The organism is Streptomyces sp. NPDC050508 (assembly GCF_040655155.1).
In the GTDB taxonomy this organism is placed as follows: Bacteria; Actinomycetota; Actinomycetes; order Streptomycetales; family Streptomycetaceae; genus Streptomyces.
The window spans coordinates 1-16428 of sequence record NZ_JBFAJJ010000015.1 but is presented as its reverse complement, the minus strand read 5'-3'; the positions used below and the strand labels follow the sequence as shown (position 1 = coordinate 16428).

Here is a 16428-nt window from a genome sequence, read left to right as displayed (position 1 = left end):
GACGACGTGGCGGGAACTGAGGGGGGCCGGGGCGCCGGCCTGCTGCTCCTCGGGGTGCGGCATCACGGGCCCGGTTCGGCGCGGGCCGTACGGGCGGCGCTGGAGGCGGCCCGGCCGAGGGTCGTACTGATCGAAGGGCCGCCCGAGGCCGACGCGTTGATCCCGCTGGCCGCCGACGAGGACATGCGGCCACCGGTCGCGCTCCTGGCCCACGCCGTGGACGAGCCGGGCCGCTCGGCCTTCTGGCCGCTGGCCGAGTTCTCCCCGGAATGGGTCGCGATCCGCTGGGCGCTGGAGCACGAGGTCCCGGCCCGCTTCATCGACCTCCCGGCCACGCACACGCTCGCGTGGGGGAGGGGCACGGAGGGCGCGGAAGAGCCAACGGGAGAGGAGGCGCCCACGGGTGAGGAGGAGCAGCCGGACCCGTCGGACCCTGATACTCCCTCCGGCCCCGACCTCCGCGTCGATCCCCTCGCCGTGCTCGCCGAGGCCGCGGGGTACGACGACCCCGAGCGCTGGTGGGAGGACGTGGTCGAACACCGGGGTGTGGGGGAGCGGGACGTGTTCGCGCCGTTCACCGCGCTGGAGGAGGCCATGGGGGCGCTGCGCGAGACGTACGGGGTCGGCGGGCACGACAGGGACCTCGTCCGGGAGGCGTACATGCGGCTCCAAGTACGGGCCGCACAGCGGGAGTTCGGGGACGACGTGGCCGTGGTGTGCGGGGCCTGGCATGTGCCCGCGCTGCGGCAGCGGACCGCCGTCGCAGCGGACCGCGCGCTGCTGAAGGGGCTGCCCAAGGTCAAGGCCGATCTGACCTGGGTGCCGTGGACGCATCGCCGGCTGTCGCGGGCCAGCGGGTACGGCGCGGGTATCGACTCGCCGGGCTGGTACGGCCATCTGTTCGGCGCGCCGGACCGGCCGGTCGAGCGGTGGATGACCAAGGTCGCGGGACTGTTCCGGGAGGAGGACCGGATCGTCTCCCCGGCCCATGTCATCGAGGCCGTACGGCTGGCGGAGACACTTGCGGTGATGCGCGGCCGTCCGCTGCCGGGGCTCGGGGAGACCACCGACGCCGTGCGCGCGGTGATGTGCGAGGGCTCGGACGTGCCGCTGTCGCTGGTGCACGACCGGCTGGTCGTCGGGGATGTGCTGGGTGAGGTGCCGCCGGGCGCGCCCGCCGTGCCGTTGCAGCGCGACCTCGACCGGCTGCAGCGCAGGCTGCGGATCAAACCGGAGGCGCTGGAGCGGGAGTTGGAGCTCGACCTGCGCAAGGAGACCGACGCCGGGCGCAGCAGGCTCCTGCACCGGCTGCGGCTGCTGCGTGTCGAATGGGGCGAGCCGGTCGCCGCGCGGGGGAGCACGGGTACGTTCCGGGAGGCGTGGCGGCTGCGCTGGGAGCCGGAGTTGGCGGTGCGGGTCGCCGAGGCGGGGGTGTGGGGCACCACCGTGTTCGCCGCGGCGACCGCCAAGGCGGAGGCGGACGCCGTAGGGGCACAGAGCCTCGCCGACGTCACCGCCCTCGCCGAGCGCTGCCTGCTGGCCGAACTGCCGGACGCGCTCCCGGTGGTGATGAAGGTCCTCGCCGACCGCGCGGCCCTCGACACGGACGTCGGCCATCTCGCCCAGGCGCTGCCCGCGTTGGTCCGTTCGCTGCGCTACGGCGACGTGCGCGGCACCGACACCGGCGCGCTGACGGAGGTCGCGGCGGGGCTCGCCGAGCGGGTCTTCGTCGGCCTGCCCCCGGCCTGCACGGCCCTCGACACGGACGCCGCGGAGGAGATGCGGCGCCATGTGGACGCGGTGCAGGGGGCGGTGGCGCTGTTGGGCGACGCCTCGGGAACTGGACCAGGATCCGGGCACGGTGACCTGAGGAACCGTTGGCGCGCTGTGCTGCGGACGCTCTCCGCGCGGGACACCGTGCCGGGTGTGATTCGGGGGCGTGCCCTACGACTCCTGCTGGACGAGGGGGAGTTGGGACCGGACGAGGCGGCTCGCCTGATGGGGCTGGTGCTCTCGCCCGGGACACCGCCGGCGGACGCGGCGGCGTGGATCGAGGGCTTCGTCGGCGGTGGCGGCGGGCTGCTCCTGGTCCACGACGAGCGGTTGCTCGGGTTGGTGGACGCATGGCTGACCGGGGTGTCGGCGGAGGCGTTCACGGACGTACTGCCTTTGCTGAGGCGAACGTTCTCGTCGTACGAGCCCGGAGTGCGCCGAACACTCGGCGAGCTGGTGCGGCGCGGGCCGGGGAAGCAGGTGGGCACGGCGGCGACGGCGGCCGGGATACCCGGGTTCGCCGCGGAGTTGGACGCGAGGCGCGCGGACGCGGTGGTGCCGGTGCTGCGGCTGCTGTTGGGGCTGGACGACAACGAGCTTGTGGGGGTGGCGGGATGACGAGCAGCAGCAACGGCAGGCAGGGCGCGAGAGGGCCAGGGGAGAGGGTTCAACTGGCGCGTGCTGGTGGGGGCGTGGACCGCCCGGTGACGGCCGTGCGGGTCGTGCCGCTGTGGGAAGGCCTGCGTACGGGGGTGCGCGGATGACGACCGAGGCGGTCGCGGTCGGCGGGGTCGCGGATCCCGGGCAGCGCGGCCAGGAGCGGTTGCGGCGCTGGCGGCTGGTGCTCGGCGGCGACGCGGCCGACGGCACCGGGTGCGAGCTCTCCGGGCAGGACGCCGCGATGGACGGGGCGCTCGCCGCGCTCTACGGCAGAGGGGACAAGGGGCAGGCGGCGAAGGACCGTTCGGCGGGGCTCGGGGCGTCGGCGCCGTCCGTCGCGCGCTGGCTCGGGGACATCCGGACGTACTTCCCGTCCTCCGTCGTGCAGGTCATGCAGCGCGACGCCATCGACCGGCTCGGGCTGTCCGCGCTGCTCCTCGAACCGGAGATGCTGGAGGCGGTCGAGGCCGACGTGCACCTCGTCGGCACGCTGCTCTCCCTCAACAAGGCGATGCCGGAGACCACGAAGGAGACGGCGCGGGCGGTGGTGCGCAAGGTCGTCCAGGACCTGGAGAAGCGGCTCGCCACCCGCACCCGGGCCACCCTCACCGGCGCCCTCGACCGCAGCGCCCGCATCAACCGGCCGCGCCACCACGACATCGACTGGAACCGCACGATCGCGGCCAACCTCAAGAACTACCTGCCCGAGTACAGGACGATCGTGCCGGAGCGGCTGATCGGATACGGCCGTGCGTCCCAGTCCGTGAAGAAGGAGGTCATCCTCTGTATCGACCAGTCCGGGTCGATGGCGGCGTCCGTCGTCTACGCCTCCGTGTTCGGGGCGGTGCTGGCGTCCATGCGGTCGATCAACACCCGGCTCGTCGTCTTCGACACGGCGGTCGTCGACCTCACCGACCAGCTCGACGACCCGGTGGACGTGCTCTTCGGGACGCAACTCGGCGGCGGTACGGACATCAACAGGGCGCTCGCGTACTGCCAGTCGCAGATCACCCGGCCCGCCGAGACGGTGGTCGTGCTGATCAGCGACCTCTACGAAGGCGGGATACGGAACGAGATGCTCAAGCGGGTCGCGGCGATGAAGGCGTCGGGGGTGCAGTTCGTGACACTGCTCGCGCTGTCCGACGAGGGCGCGCCCGCCTACGACCGCGAACACGCCGCCGCGCTGGCCGCGTTGGGGGCGCCGGCCTTCGCCTGTACGCCCGACCTGTTCCCGGAGGTGATGGCGGCGGCGATCGAGAAGCGGCCGTTGCCGATACCGGACACGGCGTGACGAACTGGCTTGGCCCATAGGGGGCTTGCGCATCCTCGGGAGGCCCGTGCAAGGATCGACGCCTCATGATCTGGTCAGCCGCACCGCTCGGTGCCGCCCTGCGCGTGATGCGTACGGCGGCCGGGCGGCGTGCGCTGCGTGTGGCCCTGCAACTGACGCTGCTGGTAGGCGGGTTGTTCGCGCTCGGCTTCCTCTGTGGGGAGCAGGCGCATGCGGCGGAGGGCGGCCCGACGGCGACGGTGGCCGGACTGATACCGCCGTCCACGCCGGGCAAGACGCCGACCGTGAGCGGGAGTTCGGTGCTCGCGGGGGTCAGGGCCGTCGTACGTTCGTCGGTCGACACCGTCGTACATCCGGTGGGGCCGTCGCGACCGCCGGGAGCGGGGCCGTCGCACACGGGACCCGCCAAGCCTCCGCCCGTCGCCTCCGCCTCCTCCGATCCGCTGCCCCTACCGCTGCTTCGTCCTCATCCTCATTCGCATCGTCATCCCGTGAAAGGGTTGGTCGACGGGCTGGCTGATGGGCTGGTTGATGGGCTGGCCGAGGTCGAAGCGCAGTTGCCGCAGCTTGGGTCGCTGCCTGCTCTCCCCGTTCTCCCTTCTCTCCCCGCGTTGCCCTCCCTGCCGTCGCTTCCCACGCTCCCGACGATCCCCTCCTCGCCGCCTTCAACGGTTCCGGCGTCGGGTGGGCCCGTGGTGCAGCCTTCGGGTGCCGCGCAGGGGACCGTGTCCAGCGGGACGGCGACCGATCGGGGTACCCGGGAGACCGTGGACGCGTCGGCAGCCGTCGCCTACGGGCCGCGCGTCGGCGCCGGTGTCACGGGTGAGGGGGCCGCGAGGGGCGCGGTCGGTCACGTCGTCGGGGCCGTAGGACAAGCACCCGCGCGTCAGGCGCCCGGCGATGACTCCGGCTCCGGCGGGGCCCTGGGCAACCAGCCGGCCGTGGACAACGGTGGGTCGCGTCACGTCGACGTGCACGCGGTGAGCCCGGACCCCCGGGCGCCGTTGCGGCTCGTACCCGGCGTCGCCGTGCGTACGGACATGACCGAGACGAAGGACAGGTACCGGGACATTCCGGTCTTCCCCGGCTAGGGAAGACCGTTCCCCCGCAGCAGACCTGTCGTACAAGCCCCGTGGTGCGAGGCACCGGGCTTGCCACGTCTCGGAATCCCTAAGGACCTGACGCAAACATGCACGCAAGCAAGGGCACGAACATGCCCGCATCCGCATCCATGTCTGTATCTGTATCCACATCCCCGGCCACGTCCATCGCGTCCCAGGTCAGGGGTGCCGGGGCCATCAGGGGAATCCAGGCCGCCCGCGCGGCCCGTGCCGCCTGTGCCGCGAAGGCCGCGGCCGTCGAGCCGATCGCCGTCGCTCGCCATCTGCCTCCGTCGTGATCGACGGACGTACGAATTCGTGAGGTGGTAAGCCCCGGACGGCCGAAAGCCGTCGGTCTGTCCGGGCGGAACTTCACGGATGGGGTGAGCTGGTCCCCATTGGGGTGGGGATCGACGCCCCTGCGGCCCTGAGGGGCTGTTCAAGGGGCCTCATCGGGTCAACCCCAGCCCGGTGGGGCCCCGCCCCAAGCTGTCTGAGCGCCTTCTGTGCGGCACTCCGTGTCACGAATTCCGGCATCATGTGACAGGTATCACCGCTCAGGTGTGACCCTCGATTTAGAGGCCCTCTGCAACCAGCGATAACCTGCGAGACGGACATGCCGCGCGCTCGGTCACCGTGTGCGCCTCCCTTGTGACAGCGGACGTCACGTTGCCCTTCGCGGCACGCCCACGCATCCAACGAACCGCGATATCACTGAGGACGGAAGCGCGTGGACCTGTTCGAGTATCAGGCGAGGGACCTCTTCGCCAAGCACGATGTACCGGTGCTGGCCGGTGAAGTCATCGACACGCCTGAGGCGGCCCGCGCAGCCACCGAGCGGCTCGGTGGCAAGTCCGTCGTCAAGGCCCAGGTGAAGGTCGGCGGCCGTGGCAAGGCCGGTGGCGTGAAGCTCGCCGCCACCCCGGACGAGGCCGTCGCGCGTGCGACGGACATCCTCGGCATGGACATCAAGGGCCACACGGTCCACAAGGTGATGATCGCCGAGACCGCGCCCGAGATCGTCGAGGAGTACTACGTCTCGTACCTCCTCGACCGCACCAACCGCACCTTCCTCGCCATGGCGTCCGTCCAGGGCGGCGTGGAGATCGAGGTCGTCGCGGAGGAGAACCCCGAGGCCCTCGCGAAGGTCCCGGTCAACGCCAACGAGGGCGTCTCCATCGAGAAGGCCCGCGAGATCGTCGCGCAGGCGAAGTTCCCGGCCGACGTCGCGGAGCAGGTCGCCGAGATCCTCGTGACGCTGTGGGACACCTTCGTCAAGGAGGACGCCCTCCTCGTCGAGGTCAACCCCCTCGCGAAGGTCGCCGACGGCCGCGTCATCGCGCTCGACGGCAAGGTCTCCCTCGACGAGAACGCCGAGTTCCGCCAGGCGGACCACGCGGCGCTTGAGGACAAGGACTCGGCGAACCCCCTTGAGGCGGCCGCCAAGGAGAAGAACCTCAACTACGTCAAGCTCGACGGCGAGGTCGGCATCATCGGCAACGGCGCGGGTCTCGTCATGAGCACCCTGGACGTCGTCGCGTACGCCGGTGAGAACCACGGCGGCGTGAAGCCGGCCAACTTCCTCGACATCGGCGGCGGCGCGTCCGCGGCCGTGATGGCGAACGGCCTGGAGATCATCCTGGGCGACCCCGACGTCAAGTCGGTCTTCGTCAACGTCTTCGGCGGCATCACCGCGTGCGACGAGGTCGCCAACGGCATCGTGCAGGCGCTGCAGCTGCTCGCGGACAAGGGCGAGGAAGTCACCAAGCCCCTCGTCGTCCGCCTCGACGGCAACAACGCCGAGCTGGGTCGCAAGATCCTCTCCGACGCCAACCACCCGCTGGTCCAGCGCGTGGACACCATGGACGGCGCGGCCGACAAGGCCGCCGAGCTCGCGGCTGCGAAGTAAGGGAAGAGGGACAGACACAGCCATGGCTATCTTCCTCACCAAGGACAGCAAGGTCATCGTCCAGGGCATGACCGGCTCCACGGGCATGAAGCACACCAAGCTCATGCTGGCCGACGGCACCAACATCGTCGGTGGCGTCAACCCCCGTAAGGCCGGCACGTCCGTCGACGTCGACGGCACCGAGATCCCGGTCTTCGGCACGGTCGCCGAGGCGATCGAGAAGACGGGCGCGAACGTATCCGTCCTCTTCGTACCGCCGGCCTTCTCCAAGGCCGCCGTCGTCGAGGCGATCGACGCCGAGATCCCGCTCGCGGTCGTCATCACCGAGGGCATCGCCGTCCACGACTCGGCCGCGTTCTACGCGTACGCGGTCGCGAAGGGCAACAAGACGCGCATCATCGGTCCGAACTGCCCGGGTCTGATCACCCCCGGTCAGTCGAACGCCGGCATCATCCCGGGCGACATCACGAAGCCGGGCCGTATCGGCCTGGTCTCGAAGTCCGGCACGCTGACGTACCAGATGATGTACGAGCTGCGTGACCTCGGCTTCTCGTCGGCCGTCGGCATCGGTGGCGACCCGGTCATCGGCACCACCCACATCGACGCGCTGGCCGCCTTCGAGGCCGACCCCGACACCGACCTGATCGTGATGATCGGTGAGATCGGTGGCGACGCGGAGGAGCGTGCGGCGGACTTCATCGCGAAGAACGTCACGAAGCCGGTCGTCGGTTACGTCGCGGGCTTCACCGCGCCCGAGGGCAAGACGATGGGCCACGCCGGTGCCATCGTCTCCGGTTCCTCCGGTACGGCTGCCGCGAAGAAGGAGGCCCTTGAGGCCGCCGGCGTCAAGGTCGGCAAGACGCCGACCGAGACGGCGAAGCTGGCGCGGGAGATCCTCGCCGGCTGAACGGTATTTAGCTGAACGTTGATGGGCTCGCTCCGTGGGTTGGGGCGGGCCCATCACGCGTCATGGGGTGCCGGGTTCGGTTGTTCGGCGGCTGCGGGTGCGTCGTGGCTGGTCGCGCAGTTCCCCGCGCCCCTAAAAGACGTGCGGCGGCCTGCGTTTTTAGGCGCGCGCTTCCCCGCGCCCCTAAAAACATGGGCCGGCCTGCGTTTTTAAGGGGCGCGGGGAACTGCGCGACCAGCCCCCACCGGCCCGCAGCCGACGAACTACCGACCCAGCGGTGCCAGCCTCTCCGGACCGTTCGTCATCCCGCTCCGCAGACGGTCCCGTAGCGCCACCTCCTCCTCGGACAGGGAACCCTGCACCACCCGCGGCGGCACCCCCTCCACCCGCTGCCCCAACGGCACCGGCGGTTCGTAGTGCGTCGGAGCGGTCCTCACCGTCAACGTCGTCGCCCCGATGATCGCCACCGTGAACGCGATCGCCGCCCGGGTCCAGAACACGGTCCGCCGTTCGCCGGCGAAGCGGACCGTCGGTGGCTTGGCCGCGCGCAGCCGCTCCGTGGAGGCCAGTTCGGTCATCCGCCGGTGCAGCTCGGTGGGGTCGGACAGGTCAGGGAGCTGCGCGGCGAGCGCATCGCGCGCGTGCAGCAGCCGGTTCGCCGCCGCCGGCGTGCTCGCCTCCGTCTCCGCCGCGGTCTCCGCGAGACCGAGCCCGACACCGTCGTAGAGGAGGAGGGTGCGGCGGTACGACGGCGGGAGTTTCAGGAGGGCGGTCAGCAGGGCGCGGTCGGAGGCGTCGGGGGGCGGGGGTTCCGGGTGGCGGTATCTGGGGCGGAACCGGTGCCAGGGGGAGAGGGCGTGCTCGTACGCCGCCGAGCGCACCCAGCCGGCCGGGTCGCGGTCGACCGCCACCTCCGGCCAGCGCTGCCAGGCGACCTGGAAGGCCCGCTCCACGGACTCCCGCGCCAGTTCGCGCCGCCCGGTCAGCAGATAGGCCTGCCGTACGAGGGCGGGTGCGCAGAACGCGTAGAGCGCGTCGAAGGCCTGAGCGGGCGTCAGGGGTGGGCGGGGTGGTGCCTCGATCGGTACGGGGACGAGGACGGGTTCGAGCACAGCGGTGTCGCCCGCCTCGGGCTGCTGAGGCTCCGTCACGGTCTCTTCTTCGCTCAGGCTGTTGAGCAATTTCGCGTACGCCTCCCGTTTCCGGCCACGTGGTGTCGTACGGCCGGTCTCCCACGAGCGCACCGTCTCGCGGCTGACGCCCACCTCTGTCGCGACCTGAGCCTGCGTCAGCGACCCCGCCTCGCGCAGGCGTCGGCGTTCCTTGGGCGGAGGGAGCGGGGTTGCAGGGCTCTGCGTCACCGGACGCCCCTCCGCACGAAAAAGTACATAAACGTATATTGAGCGACACTTCCGAGGTTCGCCTGTTACGACGAGAAAGCGCGTGTCGTTGGGAGCATGGCGGTCGTGATGCCGATGACCCACCGCCGAGCGCTGTTGTCGCCCCTGCTCACCCGGATGCGTGACCGATCCCCCGGACTGGCCGCCAGCCTCTTGGGTGGTGCGGTCGCGGCGGGGCTCGGGCTCGGCTCGTTCGCCGTGCTCGTGATGGTGCTGTGGATCAGCTCGCCCTACCCCGACAGCGGGCCCGGCGGCGCCCTGCACATGGCCGCCGCGCTGTGGCTCCTCGCGCACGGCGTCGAACTGGTCCGCGCCGACACGCTCTCCGGAGTCCCCGCACCCGTGGGCGTCACCCCGCTGCTCCTCCTCGTGCTGCCGGTGTGGCTGCTGCACCGGGCGGCCCGGGACGCGGCACTCGGCGAAGACGCCTCGGAGGGCGGGGCCGACGACGCCGAGGCCCCGCCCCTCGTCGCCGTGCGCACGGCTTGGACCGGCGTCGCCCTCGGCTACCTCGCCGTCGGCACCGCCGCCGCGCTCTACGCGTCCGGCGGCGAACTCTCCCCCTCCTGGAGCTGGACGGCGGTGTGTCTGCCGCTGCTCGCGGCGGGCGCGGCCGGTTCGGGGGTGTGGAAGGCGTACGGGCGCCCGCGCGAACCCGTGTTGAGCCTGCTGATCCTGCTGCCGGCCGGGCTGCGACGGCTCGTCCTCGGCCCGGAGGCCCGCGAGTCCCGGGCCCGCATCGGCACCGCCGCACGCGCCGCAGGCCTCGGCACGGCGGTGCTCGTCGGGGGCGGTGCGCTGCTGCTCGGGGCGTCGCTGGTCTGGCACGGCGGCGCCGCCCGGACCTCCTTCCTCCAGTTGACGGAGGGTCTGTCGGGCCGGTTCGCCGTCCTGTTGCTCTGCCTCGCGCTGATCCCCAACGCGGCCGTGTGGTCCGCGTCCTACGCCCTCGGCCCCGGTTTCGCGCTCGGCGTGCACCACACGGTGGCCCCGCTCTCCTCGGCCCCGGCCCCTCTCCTCCCGCCGTTCCCGCTCCTCGCCGCGGTCCCGGACGCGGGCACCGGAACCCCGCTGAACTGGCTCGCCGGGCTGCTGCCCGTGGTCGCCGGGCTCACGGTCGGATGGTTCGTCGCACGGGTCGCGGCGGGCCAACGGGACGGCGGCGGGGGCGAGTTGACGGAGGAGAGGAAGCGGCGGGCGGCCGGTGCCGGGCTCCGCCAACAGTCGACGTCGGCCCCCTGGGCGCAACGCCGCACCGCCGCCACCGCACTGTTCGCCGCGGCCCTGTGTGCCGTAGCGCTCGCTCTGCTCGCGGAGTTGTCCGGCGGTCCGCTCGGGGGTGCCGCGCTCGCCCGGTTCGGGCCGGTGTGGTGGCAGACGGGGGGTGCGGCGCTGGGGTGGATCGCGGCGGTGGCGGTTCCTACGGCGCTGGGGTTGCGGGCGTGGCGGCTGCGGGAACGCCGGGTGCCGACGCCGACGATCGGGAAGCCGCGGGAGAGTGAGGTCACCCCCACCCCCGTCCCCGTCCCCGTCCCCGTCGAGGGTGATTCGGGGCGCTGGTTCCGGAGGCCGTTCGCCGCCTGCCGGAGTTGGTTCGCGCGCAAGCCGAAGGGGACGCCGGTCCAGGTACCCGTACCGGCCCAGGCTCCCGTCGACCAGCCGTACATCGCCTACGACCACGACCCCACGTTCGACCCGTACGACTTCCTGCCCGTCGACCTGCCGTCGGAGCCCTCGCCCACCCCCTGGTACGACAACGCCCCCCGCGAGGCCCGCTGGGCGGCCTTGAGGGAGGCGTCCACTCCGCCGGAACCGGAGGAATCCCCGGATCCACCAGAGGTCAAGTGACCGGTGGGGTGGGTCAGTTGGCGGTCCCCAGCAGCCCCCGCAGGTCCTTCGGCAGGAGCTGGTTGCAGGACTGCTTGGCCTCGTTCGTGAGGGCGTCATTGGTGCACGTGTAGAAGTCGCTGTAGGCCAGCTGCGCGACGAACATCGCGGCGACCAGGGCGATGGCCAGGGACGCGGTGACCAGGCCGCTCACCGCCGCCGTCGTCTGCGGGCGGGCCTGCGCCTCGGGCACCGCGGGGGTGTCCGGGTCGGCGGGGCGGGACTTGGCGCGCAGGGCGCTGCCGCCCCAGTAGATGGCCAGGGCGCCGAGCAGCAGGGCCACGTACGGCCAGCTGAAGAGGGCGAAGAAGAAGGCCCACATGCCGCTCAGCAGGGAGTAACGGGCGTGGCGCTGGGCCGGGTCCGTCGGGTCCCAGCGCATGCCCTGACCGGGACCGCCGCCGCCAGGGCCCTCGGGTCCGCCCTGTCCGGTCGGCCCACCGGGCCGGTCGCCGAAGCCGCCCTGGGAACGTCCCGGCTGCTGGTCGCTCCACTGGGTGCCCCACGGCGAACGACCGCCACCGCCGCCACCGCTGTCACCCGACGAGCCCGAGGAGTCGTCGGAACCCTTGCCGCCCTCACGGCGCCGGGGCTGCCACGGCCGGTCGGGGGTGCCCTCGGGCGGCGGCGCGAAGGGATTGTCGTCCGGGGTCTTGCCACCCTGTTCCGAGGGCGCGTCGGGCGGCGACGCGGGCCGCTCCCGGAGCAGCACGGTGCGGCGCTCCCCTCCCAGCGCCGGCTGCGGGGGGAACGTGAGAAGTCGCAGACTGCGGTCCGGCATCAAATGAGCGTCTTCCCCTTGGTGGATACGTCTCCGACATGAAGTGTCGCTTCATGAGCTGTTACTTCACGAGCTGTCACTTCGTGAACGCGTCGCACGACAACCGCGTTCCCGAACCCGCTCTCCCCAGACGCTACCTTCCGGCCACGCCCCCGTCCCGTGGGGGCCGTCCGGTGTGCCGGTATCGTTGCTGACGGTCGGCCGCTTCGTAGACTTCCCCGTATCCCGGGGCGCGAAGCATTCGTATGAACGCACGAGACGTACGGATGCGCGAGCCGGCCGTACAAGACGACGTTCCCCCGAGAAAGGGCCCCGCCGTGGCCGCCAAGCCCGTGGCCAAGCGCCTCGTCGTGCTGGTCTCCGGATCCGGTACGAATCTGCAGGCGCTCCTCGACGGCATCGCGGCCGTCGGCACCGAGGCGTACGGAGCCGAGATCGTGGCCGTCGGAGCGGACCGGGAGGGCATCGAGGGGCTCGCCCGTGCCGAGCGCGCAGGGCTGCCCACCTTCGTCCGCAAGGTGAAGGACTTCGGCACCCGCCAGGAGTGGGACGCGGCTCTCGCCGAGGCGACCGCGACCTACGAGCCCGACCTGGTCGTGTCCGCCGGGTTCATGAAGATCGTGGGCAAGGAGTTCCTGGCCCTCTTCGGCGGCCGGGTCGTGAACACGCACCCCGCCCTGCTGCCCAGTTTTCCGGGGGCCCACGGCGTACGGGACGCACTCGCGTACGGCGCCCGGGTCACCGGCTGCACCGTCCACTTCGTCGACGACGGCGTCGACACCGGACCGATCATCGCTCAGGGCGTGGTGGAGATCCGGGACGAGGACGACGAGAGCGCTCTGCACGAGCGCATCAAAGAAGTCGAGCGAACGCTGCTCGTCGATGTCGTGGGGCGGCTCGCCCGCAACGGCTATCGCATTGAGGGACGAAAGGTAGTTATCCAGTGACCGCCGAGAACATCGAGAGCGGCAAGCGGGCCATCCGTCGCGCGCTCGTCAGCGTCTACGACAAGACCGGCCTGGAGGAGCTGGCCCGCGGCCTGCACGAGGCGGGCGTGGAGCTCGTCTCCACGGGCTCCACCGCCGCCCGTATCGCCGCCGCCGGTGTCCCCGTCACCAAGGTCGAGGAGCTGACCGGCTTCCCCGAGTGCCTGGACGGCCGGGTCAAGACCCTGCACCCCAAGATCCACGCCGGCATCCTCGCCGACCTGCGCCTGGAGAGCCACCGGCAGCAGCTCGACGAGCTGGGCGTGGCCCCCTTCGACCTGGTGGTCAGCAACCTCTACCCGTTCCGGGAGACCGTCGCCTCGGGCGCGTCCGAGGACGAGTGCGTCGAGCAGATCGACATCGGCGGCCCGTCGATGGTCCGCGCCGCCGCCAAGAACCATCCGTCGGTCGCGATCGTCACCAGCCCCGCGCGCTACGCCGACGTCCTGAACGCCGTACAGAACGGCGGGTTCGACCTCAACACCCGCAAGCGGCTCGCTGCGGAGGCGTTCCAGCACACGGCGTCGTACGACATCGCCGTCGCCGGCTGGTTCGCGAGCTCCTACGCGCCCGTGGACGACTCGATGTTCCCGGACTTCCTGGGCGCCACCCTGGAGCGCAAGAGCACGCTGCGGTACGGCGAGAACCCGCACCAGCCCGCCGCGCTCTACGTCGACGGCACGGGCACCGGTCTCGCCGAGGCCGAGCAGCTGCACGGCAAGGAGATGTCGTTCAACAACTACACGGACACGGACGCCGCCCGTCGTGCCGCGTACGACCACGACGAGCCCTGTGTCGCGATCATCAAGCACGCCAACCCGTGCGGTATCGCGGTCGGTTCGGACGTCGCCGAGGCGCACCGCAAGGCGCACGCGTGTGACCCGCTGTCGGCGTTCGGCGGCGTGATCGCCGTCAACCGGCCGGTCAGCAAGGAGCTGGCGGAGCAGGTCGCGGAGATCTTCACCGAGGTCATCGTCGCGCCGGACTACGAGGACGGCGCCCTCGAAGCCCTCGCCAAGAAGAAGAACATCCGGGTCCTGAAGACCCCGGGCGCGCCCTCCCACCCGGCCGAGGTCAAGCCCATCGACGGTGGCGCCCTGCTCCAGGTCACCGACCGCCTCCAGGCCGACGGCGACGACCCGGCCAACTGGACGCTGGCGACGGGCGAGGCGCTCTCCGCGTCCGACCTCGCCGACCTCGCCTTCGCCTGGAAGGCGTGCCGCGCGGTGAAGTCCAACGCGATCCTGCTCGCCAAGGACGGCGCCTCGGTCGGCGTCGGCATGGGGCAGGTCAACCGTGTCGACTCGGCGAAGCTGGCCGTCGAGCGGGCGGGGGAGGAGCGGGCGCGGGGTTCGTTCGCGGCCTCGGACGCGTTCTTCCCGTTCCCGGACGGACTGGAGATCCTGACCGCGGCCGGCGTCAAGGCCGTTGTCCAGCCCGGCGGTTCGGTCCGTGACGAGCTGGTGGTCGAGGCCGCGAAGAAGGCGGGCGTCACGATGTACTTCACGGGAACGCGGCACTTCTTCCACTGACATCAGCGGAAGCTGAAACAGGGGCCGGAGGCGGCTCGGACGGTGGCAGTTCGCACCACACCGTCTTGCCCTCCGGCCCCTGTTCCACGCCCCACCGCGTGGCGAGCGCGTCGAGCAGCACGAGCCCGCGCCCGTTCTCGTCGTCGGGCCCGGCCGCGCGTACGACGAGCCAGGCGTACGGCTCCGGGTCGGTGACGGAGACACGGGTACGCCCGTCGGTGTGGGCCACCCGCAGGGTCACCGGGGTGCCCTCGCCGAGGTGCCGGATCACGTTGGTCAGTAACTCGCTTACGCAGAGCTGGACTTCGGGACACGGGATGCCGAGGTGTTTGCGTACGGCACGGCGGGCCTCCGGCACCACCTTGGGTACGGCGAGGAGTTCGAGGACGAGCGGAGTCACCGGCCGGCCGCCTTGCGGAGGGCGGCGGTGAGGGCCCTGGCGGTGTCGAGGTTGCAGTTCCCGAGTTCGACGAGCGGGGCGCCGTAGGTCTGGACGACGGAGGGCAGGTCGAGCCCGAGGGACGGCAGGGTGATCCCGTGTGCCTTCAACGCGGCCTGGAGTTCGGCCACTTCGGTGGTGGCCTCGTGGCTGAAGGGGCTGGTCATGCCCGTACGCCTTTCTCTGTGACGAATTGCTCACAGAGTGACGTGGAATCTCGTACCGTGACAGTGGTTTGGGTTGCACACGGGAACTGGGAAATGACGGTGGTGATTCGTGCCTGTACGCAAAGAACCCAATGCGTCCGCGGACATTCCCTCTTTCTATGGCGCCGAGTTGCGCTTCAAGAGGGAAGAAGCGGGGCTCACGCTCAAGGAGTTGGTGGAGGGAAGCTACCGGGGCATCTCGCTCCTGAGCCAGGTCGAGCGCGGTGAGCGGCGGATGCCGCTGGATCTGGCCCGGCACGTGGACAAGGTGCTGGAGACCGACGGTTTTTTCGAGCGGCGTTGTGCAGACGTACAGAAGGCGAAGCAGTCCGGGCACGCGGAGTACTTCGCGGATGCCGCGGCGATCGAGAAGCACGCGGCCTCGATCGAGGACTGGGGGCCGATGCTGCTTCCAGGGCTGTTGCAGACCGAGGCGTTCGCCCGGAAGGTCGTGACGATCGGCAGCCCCTGGTTGCGGCCCGAAGCCGTCGAGAAGCAGGTCAAGGCTCGCATGGACCGGGCCAAGGTCTGGCGAGCGGAAGATCGGCCGGAGATCTGGACGATCGTGCACGAGAGCCTGATCCGCAGGCCACTGTTGCCGTCGGAGGAGATGGCCGTCCAGTTGGAGCACGTCGCGCACGTGATCCGTTCCACGCGGGGCGTTCTGCAGATCCTCCCGGAAACGCTGGCCGCCCATCCGTTCATGATGGGCATGGTCAAGGTGATGACCTTCACGGACGCACCGCCCGTGGTGTACACGGAGGGCCTTCACACTGGCCAGCTGATCGACTGCCCGACGCTCGTGACGGACTACCGCAGGTCGTACGACCTGCTCCGGGCCGTGGCACTATCGCCAGAGATGTCCTTGGACATGGTCGAACAAGCGGCGGATGACTACCGGAACGGCAAGCACAGGGCCTGACGTCCGCGACGACCTCCCCGGCATCGTCCCCGTCCGTGACTCCAAGGTCCCGGACGGCTCGGCCCTCCTCATCCCGGCCTCCGTGTGGGCGCCGTTCGTCGACTGGGCCGGTACTGCATAGCTGTCCGTCTACCCCGACGGCTCGGCGCTGCTCGTCCCCGCCTCCGCCTGGGCGTCCTTCGTCGGCTGGGTCGGCTCGTGTACGACCAGTCTCGACTGGTGCCCCGCGAACGTGCGGCGCAGGGCGCGGGCGTCGTGGTTCCGGGCGGCGAAGATTCCCTGTTTGTCCACGTGGATGACCAGGATGTCGTAGCTGTCGATGACCTCGGAGATGCCTCGGTTCTGGATCGTGTCCGCCCAGGCGTCCGTGTTCCGGCCGAACCACTGCGGCAGTCCGGCAGGGTTCGGTGACGGCGTCCCAGAAGTCGTCGAGCGTCATGATCGGCCGGCCCCTCAGGTCGACCACCAACTCCGGTTCCGTCTTCACCATCTCGTACTGCCCCACTTCGATGAAGTGCCGCGACCGAAACGCCCCCGGGGCCGACGCGAAGGTGAGGCGGGCGGTGTGCGCGGCGGCCGGGCCGAGCGCGGCCAGGAAGATCCGCGGCCGGGAGCCGGTCGCCGCGAGGTGCGCG

17 protein-coding genes and 1 pseudogene are annotated in these 16428 nt (G+C 71.1%); 12 read left to right on the top strand and 6 right to left on the bottom strand.

Annotated features, from left to right (window positions below):
- Positions 1-6: 6 nt before the first annotated feature.
- Entirely contained in the window at positions 7-2391 is a 2385-nt protein-coding gene (locus AB0I69_RS34920; RefSeq protein ID WP_363099740.1) for a DUF5682 family protein, read from the top strand.
- Positions 2392-2533: 142 nt separating this feature from the next.
- A complete protein-coding gene (locus AB0I69_RS34915) occupies positions 2534-3724 on the top strand; it encodes a VWA domain-containing protein (RefSeq protein ID WP_363099739.1) in 1191 nt (396 codons plus the stop codon).
- A 74-nt stretch (positions 3725-3798) separates the two neighbouring features.
- On the opposite strand, the gene AB0I69_RS34910 is transcribed toward AB0I69_RS34915, so the two are convergent.
- Positions 3799-3936, bottom strand: coding sequence for a hypothetical protein (locus AB0I69_RS34910; protein ID WP_363099738.1), 138 nt, complete (start codon positions 3934-3936; stop codon positions 3799-3801).
- Positions 3937-4416: 480 nt separating this feature from the next.
- On the opposite strand from AB0I69_RS34910, the gene AB0I69_RS34905 reads away from it, so the two are divergent.
- The 4 genes from AB0I69_RS34905 to sucD all read left to right on the top strand — a co-directional run bounded on the left by AB0I69_RS34905 (position 4417) and on the right by sucD (position 7640).
- Complete coding sequence (locus tag AB0I69_RS34905; protein WP_363099737.1) at positions 4417-4815, top strand: hypothetical protein; 399 nt, start codon at positions 4417-4419, stop codon at positions 4813-4815.
- 140 nt (positions 4816-4955) lie between these two features.
- Positions 4956-5123 (top strand): hypothetical protein, encoded by a 168-nt coding sequence (locus tag AB0I69_RS34900; protein ID WP_363099736.1) that lies wholly within the window; start codon positions 4956-4958, stop codon positions 5121-5123.
- Between the two features lie 431 nt (positions 5124-5554).
- Positions 5555-6733, top strand: coding sequence for an ADP-forming succinate--CoA ligase subunit beta (gene sucC / locus AB0I69_RS34895; protein ID WP_328679935.1), 1179 nt, complete (start codon positions 5555-5557; stop codon positions 6731-6733).
- A 22-nt stretch (positions 6734-6755) separates the two neighbouring features.
- Entirely contained in the window at positions 6756-7640 is an 885-nt protein-coding gene (gene sucD / locus AB0I69_RS34890; protein ID WP_019055633.1) for a succinate--CoA ligase subunit alpha, read from the top strand.
- Positions 7641-7903: 263 nt separating this feature from the next.
- On the opposite strand, the gene AB0I69_RS34885 is transcribed toward sucD, so the two are convergent.
- Complete coding sequence (locus AB0I69_RS34885) at positions 7904-9001, bottom strand: sigma factor-like helix-turn-helix DNA-binding protein (protein ID WP_363099735.1); 1098 nt, start codon at positions 8999-9001, stop codon at positions 7904-7906.
- A gap of 96 nt (positions 9002-9097) precedes the next feature.
- On the opposite strand from AB0I69_RS34885, the gene AB0I69_RS34880 reads away from it, so the two are divergent.
- A complete protein-coding gene (locus tag AB0I69_RS34880; protein ID WP_363099734.1) occupies positions 9098-10888 on the top strand; it encodes a DUF6350 family protein in 1791 nt (596 codons plus the stop codon).
- Between the two features lie 13 nt (positions 10889-10901).
- On the opposite strand, the gene AB0I69_RS34875 is transcribed toward AB0I69_RS34880, so the two are convergent.
- On the bottom strand, positions 10902-11708 hold the full coding sequence (locus AB0I69_RS34875; protein ID WP_363099733.1) for a hypothetical protein: 807 nt from the start codon (positions 11706-11708) through the stop codon (positions 10902-10904).
- A 317-nt stretch (positions 11709-12025) separates the two neighbouring features.
- Here AB0I69_RS34875 and purN point away from each other — a divergent pair, with 317 nt between their 5' ends.
- Together purN and purH are read left to right on the top strand one after the other, a co-directional pair.
- The gene (purN, locus tag AB0I69_RS34870; protein WP_363099922.1) at positions 12026-12655 is read left to right on the top strand and encodes a phosphoribosylglycinamide formyltransferase; all 630 of its coding nucleotides are present in this window, start codon (positions 12026-12028) and stop codon (positions 12653-12655) included.
- Entirely contained in the window at positions 12652-14226 is a 1575-nt protein-coding gene (gene purH, locus AB0I69_RS34865) for a bifunctional phosphoribosylaminoimidazolecarboxamide formyltransferase/IMP cyclohydrolase (RefSeq protein WP_363099732.1), read from the top strand. Before purN ends, purH begins: the two co-directional genes overlap by 4 nt.
- On the opposite strand, the gene AB0I69_RS34860 is transcribed toward purH, so the two are convergent.
- Both AB0I69_RS34860 and AB0I69_RS34855 read right to left on the bottom strand, forming a co-directional pair.
- Positions 14198-14626, bottom strand: coding sequence for an ATP-binding protein (locus tag AB0I69_RS34860; protein ID WP_363099731.1), 429 nt, complete (start codon positions 14624-14626; stop codon positions 14198-14200). The genes purH and AB0I69_RS34860 overlap by 29 nt on opposite strands.
- The gene (locus AB0I69_RS34855; RefSeq protein WP_363099730.1) at positions 14623-14832 is read right to left on the bottom strand and encodes a hypothetical protein; all 210 of its coding nucleotides are present in this window, start codon (positions 14830-14832) and stop codon (positions 14623-14625) included. Before AB0I69_RS34855 ends, AB0I69_RS34860 begins: the two co-directional genes overlap by 4 nt.
- Positions 14833-14941: 109 nt before the next feature.
- Here AB0I69_RS34855 and AB0I69_RS34850 point away from each other — a divergent pair, with 109 nt between their 5' ends.
- On the top strand, positions 14942-15793 hold the full coding sequence (locus AB0I69_RS34850; RefSeq protein ID WP_363099729.1) for a helix-turn-helix transcriptional regulator: 852 nt from the start codon (positions 14942-14944) through the stop codon (positions 15791-15793).
- The gene (locus AB0I69_RS34845; protein ID WP_363099728.1) at positions 15762-15914 is read left to right on the top strand and encodes a DUF397 domain-containing protein; all 153 of its coding nucleotides are present in this window, start codon (positions 15762-15764) and stop codon (positions 15912-15914) included. Before AB0I69_RS34850 ends, AB0I69_RS34845 begins: the two co-directional genes overlap by 32 nt.
- Positions 15915-15991: 77 nt before the next feature.
- Here the strand turns inward: AB0I69_RS34845 and AB0I69_RS34840 are convergent.
- Positions 15992-16283 (bottom strand): annotated as a pseudogene (locus AB0I69_RS34840) (barstar family protein); the annotation flags it as partial.
- Between AB0I69_RS34840 and AB0I69_RS34835 the strand changes: the two are divergent.
- On the top strand, positions 16231-16428 hold a 198-nt coding region (locus AB0I69_RS34835; RefSeq protein WP_363099939.1), incomplete at its 3' end, for a hypothetical protein. The pseudogene AB0I69_RS34840 and the gene AB0I69_RS34835 sit on opposite strands and share 53 nt — an antisense overlap.

What these genes read in the sequence shown, in the direction of transcription:
- AB0I69_RS34900 (WP_363099736.1), top strand. Translation starts at nt 4,956, where the DNA reads ATGTCTGTATCTGTATCCACATCCCCGGCCACGTCCATCGCGTCCCAG.
- AB0I69_RS34880 (WP_363099734.1), top strand. Translation starts at nt 9,098, where the DNA reads ATGGCGGTCGTGATGCCGATGACCCACCGCCGAGCGCTGTTGTCGCCC.
- AB0I69_RS34845 (WP_363099728.1), top strand. Translation starts at nt 15,762, where the DNA reads ATGACTACCGGAACGGCAAGCACAGGGCCTGACGTCCGCGACGACCTC.
- sucD (WP_019055633.1), top strand. Translation starts at nt 6,756, where the DNA reads ATGGCTATCTTCCTCACCAAGGACAGCAAGGTCATCGTCCAGGGCATG.
- AB0I69_RS34875 (WP_363099733.1), bottom strand. Translation starts at nt 11,708, where the DNA reads ATGCCGGACCGCAGTCTGCGACTTCTCACGTTCCCCCCGCAGCCGGCG.
- AB0I69_RS34910 (WP_363099738.1), bottom strand. Translation starts at nt 3,936, where the DNA reads ATGCGCCTGCTCCCCACAGAGGAAGCCGAGCGCGAACAACCCGCCTAC.
- AB0I69_RS34915 (WP_363099739.1), top strand. Translation starts at nt 2,534, where the DNA reads ATGACGACCGAGGCGGTCGCGGTCGGCGGGGTCGCGGATCCCGGGCAG.
- AB0I69_RS34855 (WP_363099730.1), bottom strand. Translation starts at nt 14,832, where the DNA reads ATGACCAGCCCCTTCAGCCACGAGGCCACCACCGAAGTGGCCGAACTC.